This is a genomic window from Chryseobacterium sp. AC405b (genome assembly GCF_979258685.1).
In genome coordinates, this window is the sequence record NZ_OZ409877.1 from 2,986,727 (window position 1) to 2,999,980 (window position 13,254).

The 13,254-nt window shown below is 32.6% G+C and carries 18 protein-coding genes and 1 riboswitch; of the genes, 11 read left to right on the plus strand and 7 right to left on the minus strand.

Annotation, left to right across the window (positions count from 1 at the left end; translation table 11 throughout):
* The first annotated feature begins 31 nt into the window (after positions 1 to 31).
* Positions 32 to 250: a hypothetical protein gene (locus ACZZZA_RS14325; RefSeq protein ID WP_463432869.1), complete on the plus strand. Its 219-nt coding sequence runs from the start codon at positions 32 to 34 to the stop codon at positions 248 to 250.
* Here the strand turns inward: ACZZZA_RS14325 and hisS are convergent.
* From hisS to ACZZZA_RS14340, 3 genes are all read right to left on the minus strand, one after another.
* Positions 247 to 1,623, minus strand: coding sequence for a histidine--tRNA ligase (gene hisS / locus ACZZZA_RS14330; RefSeq protein ID WP_463432871.1), 1,377 nt, complete (start codon positions 1,621 to 1,623; stop codon positions 247 to 249). The genes ACZZZA_RS14325 and hisS overlap by 4 nt on opposite strands.
* Positions 1,624 to 1,765: 142 nt before the next feature.
* A complete protein-coding gene (locus ACZZZA_RS14335) occupies positions 1,766 to 2,227 on the minus strand; it encodes an HRDC domain-containing protein (RefSeq protein WP_463432873.1) in 462 nt (153 codons plus the stop codon).
* A gap of 22 nt (positions 2,228 to 2,249) precedes the next feature.
* On the minus strand, positions 2,250 to 2,582 hold the full coding sequence (locus ACZZZA_RS14340) for a single-stranded DNA-binding protein (protein WP_463432875.1): 333 nt from the start codon (positions 2,580 to 2,582) through the stop codon (positions 2,250 to 2,252).
* Between the two features lie 257 nt (positions 2,583 to 2,839).
* Between ACZZZA_RS14340 and ACZZZA_RS14345 the strand changes: the two genes are divergently transcribed.
* Together ACZZZA_RS14345 and ACZZZA_RS14350 are read left to right on the plus strand one after the other, a co-directional pair.
* Positions 2,840 to 4,033, plus strand: coding sequence for a protein NO VEIN domain-containing protein (locus tag ACZZZA_RS14345; RefSeq protein WP_463432877.1), 1,194 nt, complete (start codon positions 2,840 to 2,842; stop codon positions 4,031 to 4,033).
* A gap of 196 nt (positions 4,034 to 4,229) precedes the next feature.
* Positions 4,230 to 4,703, plus strand: coding sequence for a DUF2947 family protein (locus ACZZZA_RS14350; RefSeq protein ID WP_463432879.1), 474 nt, complete (start codon positions 4,230 to 4,232; stop codon positions 4,701 to 4,703).
* A 22-nt stretch (positions 4,704 to 4,725) separates the two neighbouring features.
* Here the strand turns inward: ACZZZA_RS14350 and ACZZZA_RS14355 are convergent, their stop codons facing one another.
* Together ACZZZA_RS14355 and pnuC are read right to left on the minus strand one after the other, a co-directional pair.
* Positions 4,726 to 5,745, minus strand: coding sequence for an acyl-CoA dehydrogenase family protein (locus ACZZZA_RS14355; protein WP_463432881.1), 1,020 nt, complete (start codon positions 5,743 to 5,745; stop codon positions 4,726 to 4,728).
* Positions 5,732 to 6,328 (minus strand): nicotinamide riboside transporter PnuC, encoded by a 597-nt coding sequence (gene pnuC / locus ACZZZA_RS14360; protein ID WP_463432883.1) that lies wholly within the window; start codon positions 6,326 to 6,328, stop codon positions 5,732 to 5,734. Before pnuC ends, ACZZZA_RS14355 begins: the two co-directional genes overlap by 14 nt.
* Before the next feature lie 22 nt (positions 6,329 to 6,350).
* A riboswitch (TPP riboswitch) is annotated at positions 6,351 to 6,456 on the minus strand.
* 118 nt (positions 6,457 to 6,574) lie between these two features.
* Between pnuC and ACZZZA_RS14365 the strand changes: the two genes are divergently transcribed.
* From ACZZZA_RS14365 to ACZZZA_RS14385, 5 genes are all read left to right on the plus strand, one after another.
* Positions 6,575 to 7,171 carry an HPP family protein gene (locus tag ACZZZA_RS14365; RefSeq protein ID WP_463433786.1) on the plus strand — a complete coding sequence of 199 codons (597 nt, stop codon included), beginning with the start codon at positions 6,575 to 6,577 and terminating at the stop codon, positions 7,169 to 7,171.
* Between the two features lie 5 nt (positions 7,172 to 7,176).
* The gene (locus ACZZZA_RS14370; protein WP_463432885.1) at positions 7,177 to 7,515 is read left to right on the plus strand and encodes a hypothetical protein; all 339 of its coding nucleotides are present in this window, start codon (positions 7,177 to 7,179) and stop codon (positions 7,513 to 7,515) included.
* 87 nt (positions 7,516 to 7,602) lie between these two features.
* Complete coding sequence (locus tag ACZZZA_RS14375) at positions 7,603 to 8,508, plus strand: TIGR01777 family oxidoreductase (protein ID WP_463432887.1); 906 nt, start codon at positions 7,603 to 7,605, stop codon at positions 8,506 to 8,508.
* Between the two features lie 34 nt (positions 8,509 to 8,542).
* Positions 8,543 to 9,124, plus strand: coding sequence for a GDP-mannose pyrophosphatase NudK (nudK, locus tag ACZZZA_RS14380; protein ID WP_463432889.1), 582 nt, complete (start codon positions 8,543 to 8,545; stop codon positions 9,122 to 9,124).
* 22 nt (positions 9,125 to 9,146) lie between these two features.
* On the plus strand, positions 9,147 to 9,716 hold the full coding sequence (locus ACZZZA_RS14385) for a hypothetical protein (RefSeq protein WP_463432891.1): 570 nt from the start codon (positions 9,147 to 9,149) through the stop codon (positions 9,714 to 9,716).
* Positions 9,717 to 9,826: 110 nt separating this feature from the next.
* On the opposite strand, the gene ACZZZA_RS14390 is transcribed toward ACZZZA_RS14385, so the two are convergent.
* Entirely contained in the window at positions 9,827 to 9,979 is a 153-nt protein-coding gene (locus ACZZZA_RS14390; protein WP_463432893.1) for a hypothetical protein, read from the minus strand.
* Between the two features lie 116 nt (positions 9,980 to 10,095).
* Between ACZZZA_RS14390 and ACZZZA_RS14395 the strand changes: the two genes are divergently transcribed.
* Both ACZZZA_RS14395 and ACZZZA_RS14400 read left to right on the plus strand, forming a co-directional pair.
* The gene (locus ACZZZA_RS14395; protein WP_463433788.1) at positions 10,096 to 10,350 is read left to right on the plus strand and encodes a winged helix-turn-helix transcriptional regulator; all 255 of its coding nucleotides are present in this window, start codon (positions 10,096 to 10,098) and stop codon (positions 10,348 to 10,350) included.
* 76 nt (positions 10,351 to 10,426) lie between these two features.
* Complete coding sequence (locus tag ACZZZA_RS14400; protein WP_463432895.1) at positions 10,427 to 11,191, plus strand: Eco47II family restriction endonuclease; 765 nt, start codon at positions 10,427 to 10,429, stop codon at positions 11,189 to 11,191.
* Here the strand turns inward: ACZZZA_RS14400 and dcm are convergent.
* Entirely contained in the window at positions 11,167 to 12,408 is a 1,242-nt protein-coding gene (dcm, locus tag ACZZZA_RS14405) for a DNA (cytosine-5-)-methyltransferase (RefSeq protein ID WP_463433790.1), read from the minus strand. The genes ACZZZA_RS14400 and dcm overlap by 25 nt on opposite strands.
* Positions 12,409 to 12,612: 204 nt before the next feature.
* On the opposite strand from dcm, the gene ACZZZA_RS14410 reads away from it, so the two are divergent.
* Positions 12,613 to 13,059 carry a KTSC domain-containing protein gene (locus ACZZZA_RS14410; protein ID WP_267599277.1) on the plus strand — a complete coding sequence of 149 codons (447 nt, stop codon included), beginning with the start codon at positions 12,613 to 12,615 and terminating at the stop codon, positions 13,057 to 13,059.
* Positions 13,060 to 13,254 lie beyond the last annotated feature (195 nt).

Sequence of the window (13,254 nt, forward strand, 5' to 3'; positions counted from 1 at the left end):
GCTCATAAGCCGGAATTTTAATATATTCATTATGAGAAATTTAATTCTTATTTTATTAACCGTTATCTTAAATCTGAACGGAATATCCATTAATAAATCTGATGTCTATCTCTGTGACAGTTCTGGAGGCAAGAAATATCACTACACAAAAAATTGCAGAGGTTTATCAAATTGCAAGCATGAAATCATCAAAGTGAGCCTCAAAAAAGCTCAGACTTTAGGGAAAACGCTTTGTGGCTGGGAAGATTAAAAATTACCATCAAGAAATTCTTCAAGAGAAACCGTTTTCTGTTCACCTGCTTCTAAATTTTTAAAAGTAACCGTTTTGTTTTTCATTTCTTCCTCGCCTAAGAAAACAAGATTTTTAATCCCTTTCTTTTCAGCATAAGTAAATTGCTTGTTGATTTTTGCACTTTCAGGATAAAGTTCAGCTGAAATTCCTTTTTCTCTTAATCGGATGATCAATTTTAAAGCTTCCAAAGTTTCTTCACCACCAAAATTGGCGAACAAATATTCTACGTTTGATGTGGCATCTTCAGGGAAAAGATTGAGTTCTTCCATCACAAGATAAATTCGATCAAGACCGAAAGAAATTCCGATTCCGGGAATATTTTTCACTCCAAAAACTTCCGTAAGATTATCATATCTCCCGCCACCGCCGATGGAACCCATTTGTGCTTCATCAGCTTTCACCTCGAAAATTGCTCCCGTGTAATAATCTAAACCACGAGCTAAAGTAATATCGAAAACCAAATTCTGAATATCGACTCCCAAATTTACAGACTGAGTGATGACAAATTCCAACTCTTCAACACCTTTTAATCCAATTTCGTTTCCTGCAAATTTTTCTTTTAACTGAAGAAGATTTTCTAAAGCATCATTCGACTGTGTGAAAAGGAAATCTAATTTATCAATCGATTCCTGGGAAATATTTTTTTCTAAAAGCTCCTTCACGACTCCATCCTTACCAATTTTGTCTAATTTATCTAAAGCGACTGTGAAATCAATCAACTTATTTGTAATTCCTGCATATTCTGCCAAACCAGAAAGTATTTTGCGGTTGTTGATGTGAATGGTAACCGAAACTTTTAATTCAGCAAAAGATTTCAAATACAATTGTACCAGATCAACTTCCTGCCAAAGACTTTCGCTTCCTACAACATCGGCATCACACTGATAAAACTCTCTGAATCTCCCTTTCTGTGGACGATCTGCTCTCCAAACCGGCTGAATTTGATAACGTTTGTATGGGAAAGTCAGTTTCCCGTGATTCATGGCTACAAATCTTGCAAAGGGAACAGTGAGGTCGTAACGAAGTGCTTTATCAGTAAGACTTTCTGAACTAAAAGGTTTATCTAAAGCCCTTTGAAAATCATTTTGCATCTGAATTTTCTTATCCTCTTTAGCCTCGTTGATGCTTGAATTCAAAATCTTAAAAATCAAACGATCCCCTTCTTCACCGTACTTCCCCGTCAAAGTGGAAAGATTTTCAAAACTCGGTGTTTCCAAAGGCTGAAACCCGAATAATTCAAAATTCTTCTGTAATATATTGATGATGTATTTTCTTCTTGATACTTCAATGGATGTAAAATCTCTTGTTCCTTTGGCTAAGCTTGGCTTCATATTTTATGGGTAATATGTAATAAATAATGAGTAATTGCCTGCAAAAATAAGGAATTGAAAGGACTTTTAAATGAATAAAAAGCCGGAGATCATATTTCTCCGACCTTTCATTTAATCATTTGTGTTTTATGTTTTTTAAATTTCAGACATTTTCTAAAATCTCTAAAATCTCTTCACCATAATTTTCAATCTTATGTTTTCCGAAACCTTTAATGTCTAGCAGTTCTTCTTTTTTTGCAGGTTTATATTTTGCTACAGAAATTAATTCTTTGTTGGTGGCAATAAAATAAGACGGAAGATTCTGTTCTTTTGCTTTTTCGGAGCGCCAGATTTTTAAGGCTTCCAAAATTATTATTTCGTCCGGGTTCAGTATTTCGTCTTCGGCTGAATATTTGACTTTTTTAGAATCTTTGACAACATTTTTGTTCGCCGTGTTTTGATATTCGTTGAAACATAAAACAACAGACCAAAAGTTTTCATCATGAACAAAAGCAGTTTCTACTTTCAATATTTCATGATTATTCAAAAAATCATCAATCATTTTCTGATCCTGCAGAAGATATTCGTCTGCAATTCTCACTTTTAAAACTTTTACTTGCATCATTTGTGATATTAGAATTCAACATCTATTTTCCTCCCAAAAGCAGAATTTCATCTACTCTTATTTCGGTAATATATCTCTTCACACCGTCTTTGTCGTCATACGATCTGTACGTAATTTTACCTTCAACAGCAATCTCCTTTCCTTTCGGAACATATTTCTGGAAGATTTCAGCAGTTTTCCCAAACGCTACCAAACTGTGCCATTGCGTTTCTTCCACTTTCTCACCTTTTGCGTTGGTGTAATGATCATTGGTTGCTAATGATACTGATGCTTTCATACCTCCATTTTCGAAGTTTACTGTTTCAACTTCTTTTCCTGTAAAACCGATTAAGGTAACTTTGTTTCTTAGTGACATAACTTTATATTTTTAAGATTAGTAATTTAGATAAGAGACGTTCACTGTTTTCTCAAATCTCTGTTGCAAAGATTCGTCAGATTTGAAAATATAATCGGTTTAAAACTATTTAAATTCGTTTGTAGTCGTTTGAAAATGAAATTAATCCTAATAATCATAACGTTACGTTATTAAAATAATTTTGATAAAACTATAGGTATTGCGTAAATTTGAGAGTTAACTACAAGCGTATCATGAAAACACACACACCATAAACAATGAACAGACAGATTTTGAGACATTATATAGACGAGTATAAACTCAATTTTGACAGAGTAAATCAAGAAGAAATTTACAAATGGAAAGCTGTAAAATGTTACCAAGACAATTGGAACATTGAAGCTGAAAATTTCTATGAAATGTTATTGTCTTCATTAAGTAGAACAAAAAATCTTTTAGACAGCGGATCGTATTTTCCATTACGAATGTTAGTTCAATATGCTGAACATAAACCCCATGAAGTTCAACAACTTTTTAGAAAGTTGTATGATGAAGAAGAAGATTTGTGTGAGCGAATTCAAAATTTTCAAATAAGCATTAACACAATAAATAATGAATTATTTGAGAACAAAAAATCATACCAAGACACAAGAGCAATAATTGTATATTTAGTTTTGCGTTATCCTGAACGATACTTTTTCTACAAGTTTGAAATGTTCAAACAGTTTTCTGAAAAATTAGAGTTAGTTTACAAACCAGTTAAGGGACATCTTGAAAACATCGGACACTTTAATAGCCAATGTGAACTAATAAGATTTGAACTTTCGCTCGATCAAGAGTTATTAAAACTTCATAAAAACCGAATAACTTCTGACTGTTATTATGATGAAAACATTAACATTCTAACACAAGATTTTATATATGCAGTTGCGAGACATTTGTTCCAAACGATTTTGGTTGATACGACAGAAAGAATAGAAATAATAGAAACCAATGTTTTATCAACTGACTTAGCAATTTATGATAACCAAATTAGTTTCCGTGGAAGAAATGTAAACTTTATTCAAAACGGAATTGAAAATAAAAGATTAGGCGATTTAGGCGAACTGTGGGTTATGAAATACGAAATTGAGAAGTTACAAAACGCCAAACTTTATAATCTAATTGACAAGATAAAGCATACATCAAAAGACGAAGGAGACGGAACAGGTTTTGACATACAATCATTTGATATTTACGGAAATAAAATTTTCATAGAAGTTAAAACTACAAAAGACGGACAGAACTCAACCTTTTTCGTAACAAGAAACGAACTTGAACGAAGTAAAATCGAAAAAGAGAACTATTATCTTTATCGTTTATACAATTACAGCGAACAAACAGACACAGCTCACTTACTAATAATTCAAGGCGACTTAACAAATATTTGCGAGTTCCCAACAATATATAAAATTAACTTAAACAATGACTAACGAAAACGCCAACAAGTAATAGCAGTTTGGCAAAATGCGGTGCTAAATCCAAGTTGAACTTTTTGTTAGATTTATCCGTTGTTATGGTTCCATTTCGCAAATAATTTATATTTTGTTGATAGTTTTAGCTTCTAATTTCTCGCAGTTTTAAGTCCAAAAAAGATATAATACATTTTGTGAACAAAACATAAAAAAGATGAATATAAAAATTGAAAATAAGGAAATAATTTATTTGGATAACTTTAGCTTAGGCTGGAGGTTCGATAAAATTCATAATCCTTTAATCTCAGAAAGTGAGAAAAGCGAAATTATACCTTTGTCAGAAACTGAATCAAAAAAATTAAATAAGATTATAGATTATTTTGAATCAGAATCAACCCTTTTTGAAAAATATAGTGAAACGGATTGGTTTTCTGCAAATTCTGAAAGTGAAGAAAAGATTGAAAAGTTTAGAAATAAAGTCGGGAATTTTCTAAAGCCGTTTAATGAAGACCTTATAATTTCCTGGGAACGAAAAATCACTTTGAAAACTACCAAAGAAATCTTCTTAAAATATTGGACAGATTTTCTTTATCCAGGTTCGGACAATGTGACAATAATCTCTGAAAAAACCAATTGGATATTATTTTATCAACATGTAGAGGTTGCGAATATGTGGATAAAAAAATAAAAAAAAGCATTTGTTGTAATAATTAAACTATTTCAAACTCCCTCCTAAAATTAGAATGCTGCGTCGCCGTAAAAAAATCACAAAAAATCTGATAAACTTCAGAATCAGTATGTGTCGCCCGAAGTCCTAATTGGAAATAAATTTCCAAAATCTGATGCGATAAGCTTTCTACCAAATCATTGGCAAAGCTGTGAATTTCTGATTGTTTTTCAGGACTTATTAATTGAAAATCATTCAGCAAAACTTCAATTTCGTTGGCAAAATGTATTACATTTTCTTTTTGCTCATCGATCTTTTGGTTGAATAAATTCAAATCTAAATGCGGACGAATTTTAACCGCTACTTCCGAAAAATGCTTCGCCATCCCAAGATAATTGACCAGTAATGTCAAATCTGCAAAAATCCTGAACGGAATTTTATCTAAAACATCATCTGTGAAAAATTCATCGTAAATAAAACTGTAATCTTCCGAAACTTTTGCGTTCTCAACTTTAAAAGAATACGTTCCCGTTGCTTTCATGCCCATCGATTTCCAGTTGGGAATAATTTCTGCATGATCTTTAAAAATAACAAATGACCGAATGATTTCAGAACCAGATTCATCCAGCAAAGGATTTCCGTTTTCAGTTAATGCAGCATTTAAAGTGAAATGACTTAGATGTGGAGCTCCCGTTGCAAAATGCCAAAGTCCGTTGATCAGAAAAGTTCCGTCATTTTGTTTCTCGGCAGTTCCGCCAATCATTCCACTCCCCCCGAAACAGGTTTTTGGGTCAGAGAATAATTCTTTTGCAATATTGGGTTTCAAATTCCGTGAGAAAAAATTGGCTCCCGAACATAAAGTGAGCATCCATCCCAAACTTCCGTCAATTTTTGACCAATCAAACAGAACAGATAGTCCTTCTTTCAAGCGATAACCTAATCCGCCATAGATCTTCGGAACCCAAATTTGCAGCAATCTTTCCTGATGAATTTGATCAATTATCGATGGAGAAACTTCCGTAGCTCCCAACATTTTATCTCTGATTTCTTCAAGCGTAAGCATCGACTCTTTTTTTAATGATTTTCCTCCACTCCATATATCCTGAAATTGCAACGATGAATAAGAAAGCCGTCAAAACTGCATACAGATACAGATCTTTGTGAATCAACAACGGAATTGCGATGATGTTACTGATATTGAGTAAAATCCAGTTTTCAATTTTTCTTCTTGCCATCAACCACATTCCTGCCCATGCAAAAGCACTGACTAATGAATCTAAAACCGGAACATCAGAATCGGTAAATTGCGTCAGAAAAAACCAGAAAAGACTAAATGTTCCAATCACAATTCCTGCTGTGATTAATTTTTCCTGATTGGTAGTTTCAGAAATCACCGTTTCCGATTTTCTCTTTCCAAACTTCCAATACATCCAGCCGTAAATGCTCATTACCAAATAGTAAAGATTGAGCGTAAACTCTGCGTAGAGTTTAGACTGAATCATCACATACAGTGTGAGTGAAATTCCGGCAATCCCAAAAAGATAATTGTTCGAATTGTTTTTTCGGGCCAAAAGGACCTGAAAAATTGAAAAGAAGACCCCAAACCATTCCGGCCAGGTTGTCTGTTGTAAAATTTCCTGCATCAAATTAACTTATATAAATTAAATGATGAGATGATAAATCAAATTCCCTACGCCGGCATTATCCGGATCAGGTGTGGAAGATTCCCGGGTATCATCTCAGCCGCAATTGTGCAGCACCCCATTGATAGCGCAAAATTGGAACTTTTTTCTGAGAATAAAAAATTAATTTAAGCTAAATTTATTTGTCAAATGAAATTGCCATTCGTTTTCAAATGGATATTTGTATCTTTAAATTTTAATATAAAAGCTGTGAAGAAAACGCTGAGAAGAACCTACCGTGTATCAAAATATGTGATCTATAAAGAAACCCTGGTTGATTATAAAGAACATTTCTGGTCTTTTCTAGGTGCTTTTTTCGGAATCGGAATTATTGCTTTTATGCAATCACACTATTTGTTGGAACAGGAAAATATTTTCTTAATTGGTTCATTCGGAGCCTCAAGTGTACTGATTTATGGTGCCATTCAAAGTCCGTTGGCTCAACCGAGAAATCTTATTGGTGGTCATGTACTTTCAGCTTTGACAGGAGTTACCATTTATCAGATTGTTCCGGATATCGTATGGCTTTCCGCACCTTTGGCAGTAGCTTTTTCTATCGTTTTAATGCAATATACTAAAACACTTCATCCTCCCGGTGGAGCAACCGCTTTGATAGCCGTAACTTCTCCCGGAAAAATTGCTGATTTAGGATATTGGTATGTACTTTCTCCGGTTTTATCGGGTTGTATAATTTTACTGTTGGTAGCCTTATTTTTTAACAATATCACGAAAAACAGAAGTTATCCTGCAAGCAATAAATGGAAAAAAATTCTACATAAAAAACACAATCAACGTTTGAAAAACTAATTATTATGGAATGCCTGGAATGTGGTGAAAAAATCATTGAAAGATCAGATAAAAAATTCTGCAATGACGCCTGTAGAAATGCTTACAACAACAAACAAAATAAAGATTCCAGCAATCTGATGCGGAATGTTAACAACAAACTCCGCCGTAATTATCGAATTTTGAGCGAAACCAATATTGAGGGAAAAACCAAAATCACAAAATCTAAACTCGATGGCTTAGGATTTGATTTTAATTATTTTACACAAATAAAAGTTTATAAAAACGGTTCGGAATATAAATTTGTGTACGATCAAGGCTATAAATTTTTGGATGATGATTATATTTTAATCGTTAAAAATTAAGTGATTCATTTTAATCAATTTCTACCCACCACTTTAAGGCATAAATTGTTTCAATATATATTTAATAAGACATAGGCAAATCAATACATGAAAGAAATCGTAGTCATCACAGGAGCGAGCGGATCTGTCGCAAAAGCTTTAGCAAAAAAACTTGAAAACGAGTATTCTCTCCGATTTTTAACCCGGACTAAAAAGCATGAAAATGAGTTTGAATGGAATATTCAAAAGGGAGAAATTGATGAGAAAGCTTTTGAAAATGTAAGCCATATCATTCATCTTGCCGGAGCCAATATTTCAGAAAAACGCTGGACTGATGAGCGAAAAAAAGAAATCATCTCAAGCAGAGTTGATTCTGCAGATTTAATTTTAAAAACTTTACAAAAGAAAAATATTCAACTGAAATCGTTTATTTCAGCTTCGGCTGTAGGAATTTACGGTGCAATAACTTCAGAAAAAATTTTCAAAGAAGATGACGAAAAAGCAAATGATTTTTTAAGTAAAGTCGTTATTCTTTGGGAAAAAGCTGCAGACAAATTTTTGGAAAATGGTGTTGCAGAAAGAGTGGTTAAAATAAGAACTTCTATAGTTTTGTCAGATAAAGAAGGTGCATTAAAAAAGATGTCGGAACCTGTAAAATTCGGAATCGGATCACCCATCGGAACCGGAAGACAGTATATTCCGTGGATTCATATTGATGATCTTTGTTCTGTTTATGAATTTGCATTAAAAAACCCAAATATGATCGGAGCTTACAATGCATCTGCACCTCAACATACCGATAATGAAAATTTCACGAAAGAAATTGCTGAAGTTTTAAATAAACCTCTATTTATGCCCAATATTCCGGCATTTATGATGAAGATAATCTTTGGTGAACTGGCTGTAGCTTTGCTTGAAGGCTCGAGAACCTCATCCGAAAAACTCCAAAATACAGGATTCCGATTTAAGTTTCCGAATTTGAAAAATGCGCTGGAAGATTTACTCAAAAAATAAATTAAACAAAATATAAAACAAGATTGTAAAATCTATGCAAAATACAAACATATCTATTGAAAATACAGAAATTTTATCCGATAATTGGTATACTTTAAAAAAGATCACTTTCAATATTCTAAAAAAAGACGGAACAACTGAAACTCAAAGCAGAGAAGCCTACGACAGAGGAAACGGAGCAGTGATTTTATTGTACAGTATAACCACAAAAAAGGTAATTTTGACGAGACAATTCCGTATGCCGACTTACATCAACGGAAATGCTGACGGGATGCTGATCGAGGCCTGTGCCGGTTTGCTGGATAACGACAATGCCGAAGAATGCATAAAAAGAGAAACTGAAGAAGAAACCGGTTATAAAATATCGAAGGTTGAAAAGGTTTTTGAAGCATATATGTCACCCGGATCTGTTACAGAAATTCTTCATTTTTTCATTGCTGAATATTCCAGCGAGATGAAAATCACAAACGGTGGTGGTCTGGAAGAAGAAGGTGAAGACATTGAAGTTTTGGAAATCGCTATTGACAAAGCTCTTGAAATGATTGATGCGGGTAAGATTAAAGATGCAAAAACCATCATGCTACTTCAATATTTACGCCTTAAAAATTTACTGTAGATTTATTTAAAAACATAAAACTATGAAACTGCAATTTTCTATTATACTTTATTTATTGTTTTCGGTCATTACTTTTGGTCAGAAAAAAGAAGTATTGAGTACAAAAGATCAACGTGCTGCTGAACATTTTAAATTTGAGTATAAAAATAAAAATTATAAAAAATTTGAAGATCAGATCACCGCAAAAGAAAATCAGGTTCTGTTTGATAATAAAGTAATTTTCTTTGATAATAAAGATCAAATAACTTTCTCAATTCTAAAGCAGGGATTAATCTATCCGCAACTTTTGACAGACTATCAAATGCAGAAGTTTCTGGATGAAACCACAGATAAAACTCAAAAAAGATTTTTAAAACTGCAGAAAGACCCAAAAGCTTCTTTCGATGTAAACAATATTACGGTAAATATTTCTGAACTTCCTTTTTTGAACATTAACGATAAGGTAAAAAGATTTAGAATGACTACCAAAAACAGAAATCTGCCGAATCCTATTATTTATTTTTTTGAATTGACGAATTCTAAAGCAGTTAAAAATATGAGTGTCGAGGAGTTTGTAAAAGATGCTAAACTTACTTATCTGGATCAGGAGTAAATAAAAAATAACCTTTTTGAAATAAATTAAAATCTCTGTTAGAATTTGTATTTCAAATTATCAACAGAGATTTTTTTTATTTTTAAGTTTAAACAAATCTTTGCAAAAAACTATTTTGAATCTCCTACCGGAACATCGTACTGATTTTTCGTAAGTACCGGAAACAATTCGTCGGCAACTTGAGAAGGCGGAATTCCGTTGTCTCCGCCAATTTGAGCAGAAAATTCTGTATTAACTAATAGTGAGTGGGTATACTTCGTCAATCTGAACATTTTCCTGCTCTTCGTAAGTTTTTTTTTAATGCTTCTGTATAGCCGTGTAAAGCTGCTTTAGATGGGGGGATTTTCTAAAATCTGACGAGAAAATAGCGACCAATATTCTGGCTTCACGTCTTTTAATGCTTGAAGGAAATGGCATTATCAGCAAACAAGATAATCCTGACAGCAAAGCAAAAGTTTTATATAAACTCACTGAAGAAGGGATTAATCTTCCTCCTTTGCTTATAGAAATTAATCTATGGGCTGAAAAATATTGTGAAATTCCTAGAAGCCAGAAGATGATTTTGGGTGTGATGAAAAAGGATAAAGCGGGGTTTATTGATGAGAAAATTGAGGAGTTGAAAAGGGAGGTTTAGTTATCTTCTTTTTTATATTGAATATTTTTAAAATAAAAATTATATTTTTGAGGACAAAATAAAAATATTCTTTATTATGGCAAATAAATATGTGGAATTTGTATCTGATGAACATTTATTACAGTGTGTGAAAAATCTTCACAATTCATATTTAAAAGCCAAAAATAATATTTCAAAAAAAAGTTTTTATTCAAATAAAGTTGACACTATCAAGCTAACTTTTGATTCAAAATTCAATGATATTACTGAGGAAGATTTGATTCAATCTGAAATACTTAGACAAATAGATAAATCCATCAACAATTCGATTGGAACCTTTCATGAGCAAGTTTTAGGAGGAATTACTGGATTTGAAGTTGGAAACTTGAGCGGTTTTGATGTGAAAGCGACAGATAATACATTGTTTGCAGATATCAAAAATAAACATAACACCATGAACAGTAGCTCTGCTGAAGCATTATTTCAAAAATTAGCACGTTACGCAGATGATTATAAAAAGGCAAAATGTTATTGGGTGCAAATTTTAGCGAAAGGTAGTTTTGAGGAAAGCTGGAAAGGCGATATTAATGGTAAAGAATACGGTCACAGCAGAGTATTTAAAATTTCTGGAGATCGCTTTTATTCACTTCTTTCTGGTTGTGATGATGCTTTATTGCAATTATATAAAGCTTTGCCTTTAGTAATTTCAGACCACTTAAACTCTATCGAGAAAGGAGATTTAGTAAAGGAAAATTCAGCTTTAGAAGAAATCACTTCTGAGACCGAAAAATCTAAAAAATCAATATTAGATCAGATAACTTTTGAAAATTACAGCTATTACTTAGGTTTTGATAAATTATAATAAGAATTTAAAAATTTAATAATAGAATATCCTACTTCACGTCCCAAATTCACAGGGACTGCATTTCCAATTTGTTTGTATTGCTGCGCCAAAGAACCTGCAAATTCCCAATTATCTGGAAAGGTCTGAATTCTCGCATATTCACGAACTGTAAAAGGTCTGGTTTCATCTGGATGACATCTTTCGGTTTGCTTCTGAGCAGGGCTGCATGTTAATGTCAAACTAGGCTCATCCCAACCAATTCTTCTTGCCATTCCTGTTTTTCCTCCGCCCAAAAAGAAACTTCCGCCCATATATTCTTTTTGAATTTCTAAAGGTAAATCTCTCCAATAGCCTTTGGGAGGAACTAAATCTAAAACAGCTTTTTTGCTTTGAGGATATTTTGCACCTCCGGAAATCGGGACATCGGTATCAAATAATTCTCCTTTTTTCAAAGCGTCTTTTAAATTATAAATTTTATTGAAAGGTTTTGGATAACTAAATTGAATATTGATGTCTTTTCTAATTCCGACCAAAATTAATCGTTCTCGTTTCTGAGGAACTTTAAAGTTAATAGCTTTCAGAACTTCTACTGGAACTACGTTATATCCAATTTCATCTAAAATAGAAATCATTCCTTTCAACGTGTTTCCATTTTCGTGGCTTAAAAGTCCTTTTACATTTTCACCGATACAAATTGGAGGATTGACTTCTTGCACAACTCTGGCAAATTCATAGAAAAGTGTTCCTCTGGCATCTTCCAAACCTAATCTTTTGCCTGCATAACTAAAAGCCTGACAAGGGAAACCACCAGTAACAACATCAATTTTATCTTTAAATTCTGAAAAACCAAAATTTTTAATATCGCCTTCAAAAACTTTCCAATGAGGTCTGTTTATTCTTAAAGTTTGACATGCGAATTTATCAATTTCATTCAATGCTTCACATTTCAAACCTGCTTTTTCAAGACCAATTGCCAAACCACCTGCACCAGCAAAAAGTTCTAAAACCTTATAATCATTATATGGTTTTACATAGTTACTCACTTCATTTTTCTTTTCAACTAATAAATCTGGAAATAAATTCTGAATATCATTTTTGTTGTACACACGGTAATTGCTCATTGGTTCTCGCACAGCAACCAATTTCCCATCTTCATCCCATCTTCTAAGTGTTTTTGTGCTTTTATTTAAAAGTTCAGCAGCTTCAGAAATTGTGTAATATTCTTTCATAACCAAGTTGTACAACATTAGACATTGGTTACAAATTTACATGAAATTTTATTATTTCGCAATGATTAATTCTGACATTTTTTTTGTATAATCATAGTAAAAATCATGATTATTATTAATATTTTAATTCAAACAAATTAATAATCAAAAACTTACGATTTTCTCAATTAAAAAGCCTAATTTTGCATCCCGTAAAAAGGATCATCCATTATGAAAAGAATAGGCGAACACAGAAAGCTTCTCGGCGTTGATAAAACGGCTACTTTAAAAGATTTAAAAACAATTTACAGAAATACAATGAAGGATACACATCCTGATAAATTTGTAAATGATGAAGAAGGGAAACTGGCGGCTGAAGAAAAAAGCAAATCAATCATTGAAGCCTATCACTTTTTGGTAAGCATCAACCCAGAAACGCAGGAAAAATATAAAGAAGAATACACGGAAACAATCACGAAATCTAATATTCAGGATTTTTATCTTGAAAAATCGATTTTGAAAGTTCAGCATCTGAACGGGAAAATGTTTGAATACATCGGAGTTCCAAGAAATACCTATATTAAAATGGTGAATGCAGATTCTCCAAGCCGTTTTGCAAGAAGACATATCTATGGAAATTTTATCTTTAGAAAGTCTGGTGAAGTGATGGCAGACTAATTTTTCCAAATAAAAATAAGTGAAAGCTTTCGGTTGATTCCGGAAGCTTTTTTTATTGATCTTTAGTTTTAATTTTTAAAGCATAGGCGTAAAGTTTATTTAAATTAATTGAATATATTTTCGTTCGAAAAGAGGGATCTAAACAATGTTTTTAGAGAATTGTTGGAAGATTCGTGTCTAGATACGGGATGATAG

Coding starts and splice junctions, on each gene's coding strand:
- ACZZZA_RS14325 (WP_463432869.1), top strand. CDS start 32: ATGAGAAATTTAATTCTTATTTTATTAACCGTTATCTTAAATCTGAAC.
- hisS (WP_463432871.1), bottom strand. CDS start 1,623: ATGAAGCCAAGCTTAGCCAAAGGAACAAGAGATTTTACATCCATTGAA.
- ACZZZA_RS14335 (WP_463432873.1), bottom strand. CDS start 2,227: ATGATGCAAGTAAAAGTTTTAAAAGTGAGAATTGCAGACGAATATCTT.
- ACZZZA_RS14340 (WP_463432875.1), bottom strand. CDS start 2,582: ATGTCACTAAGAAACAAAGTTACCTTAATCGGTTTTACAGGAAAAGAA.
- ACZZZA_RS14345 (WP_463432877.1), top strand. CDS start 2,840: ATGAACAGACAGATTTTGAGACATTATATAGACGAGTATAAACTCAAT.
- ACZZZA_RS14350 (WP_463432879.1), top strand. CDS start 4,230: ATGAATATAAAAATTGAAAATAAGGAAATAATTTATTTGGATAACTTT.
- ACZZZA_RS14355 (WP_463432881.1), bottom strand. CDS start 5,745: ATGCTTACGCTTGAAGAAATCAGAGATAAAATGTTGGGAGCTACGGAA.
- ACZZZA_RS14370 (WP_463432885.1), top strand. CDS start 7,177: ATGGAATGCCTGGAATGTGGTGAAAAAATCATTGAAAGATCAGATAAA.
- ACZZZA_RS14375 (WP_463432887.1), top strand. CDS start 7,603: ATGAAAGAAATCGTAGTCATCACAGGAGCGAGCGGATCTGTCGCAAAA.
- nudK (WP_463432889.1), top strand. CDS start 8,543: ATGCAAAATACAAACATATCTATTGAAAATACAGAAATTTTATCCGAT.
- ACZZZA_RS14385 (WP_463432891.1), top strand. CDS start 9,147: ATGAAACTGCAATTTTCTATTATACTTTATTTATTGTTTTCGGTCATT.
- ACZZZA_RS14400 (WP_463432895.1), top strand. CDS start 10,427: ATGGCAAATAAATATGTGGAATTTGTATCTGATGAACATTTATTACAG.
- ACZZZA_RS14410 (WP_267599277.1), top strand. CDS start 12,613: ATGAAAAGAATAGGCGAACACAGAAAGCTTCTCGGCGTTGATAAAACG.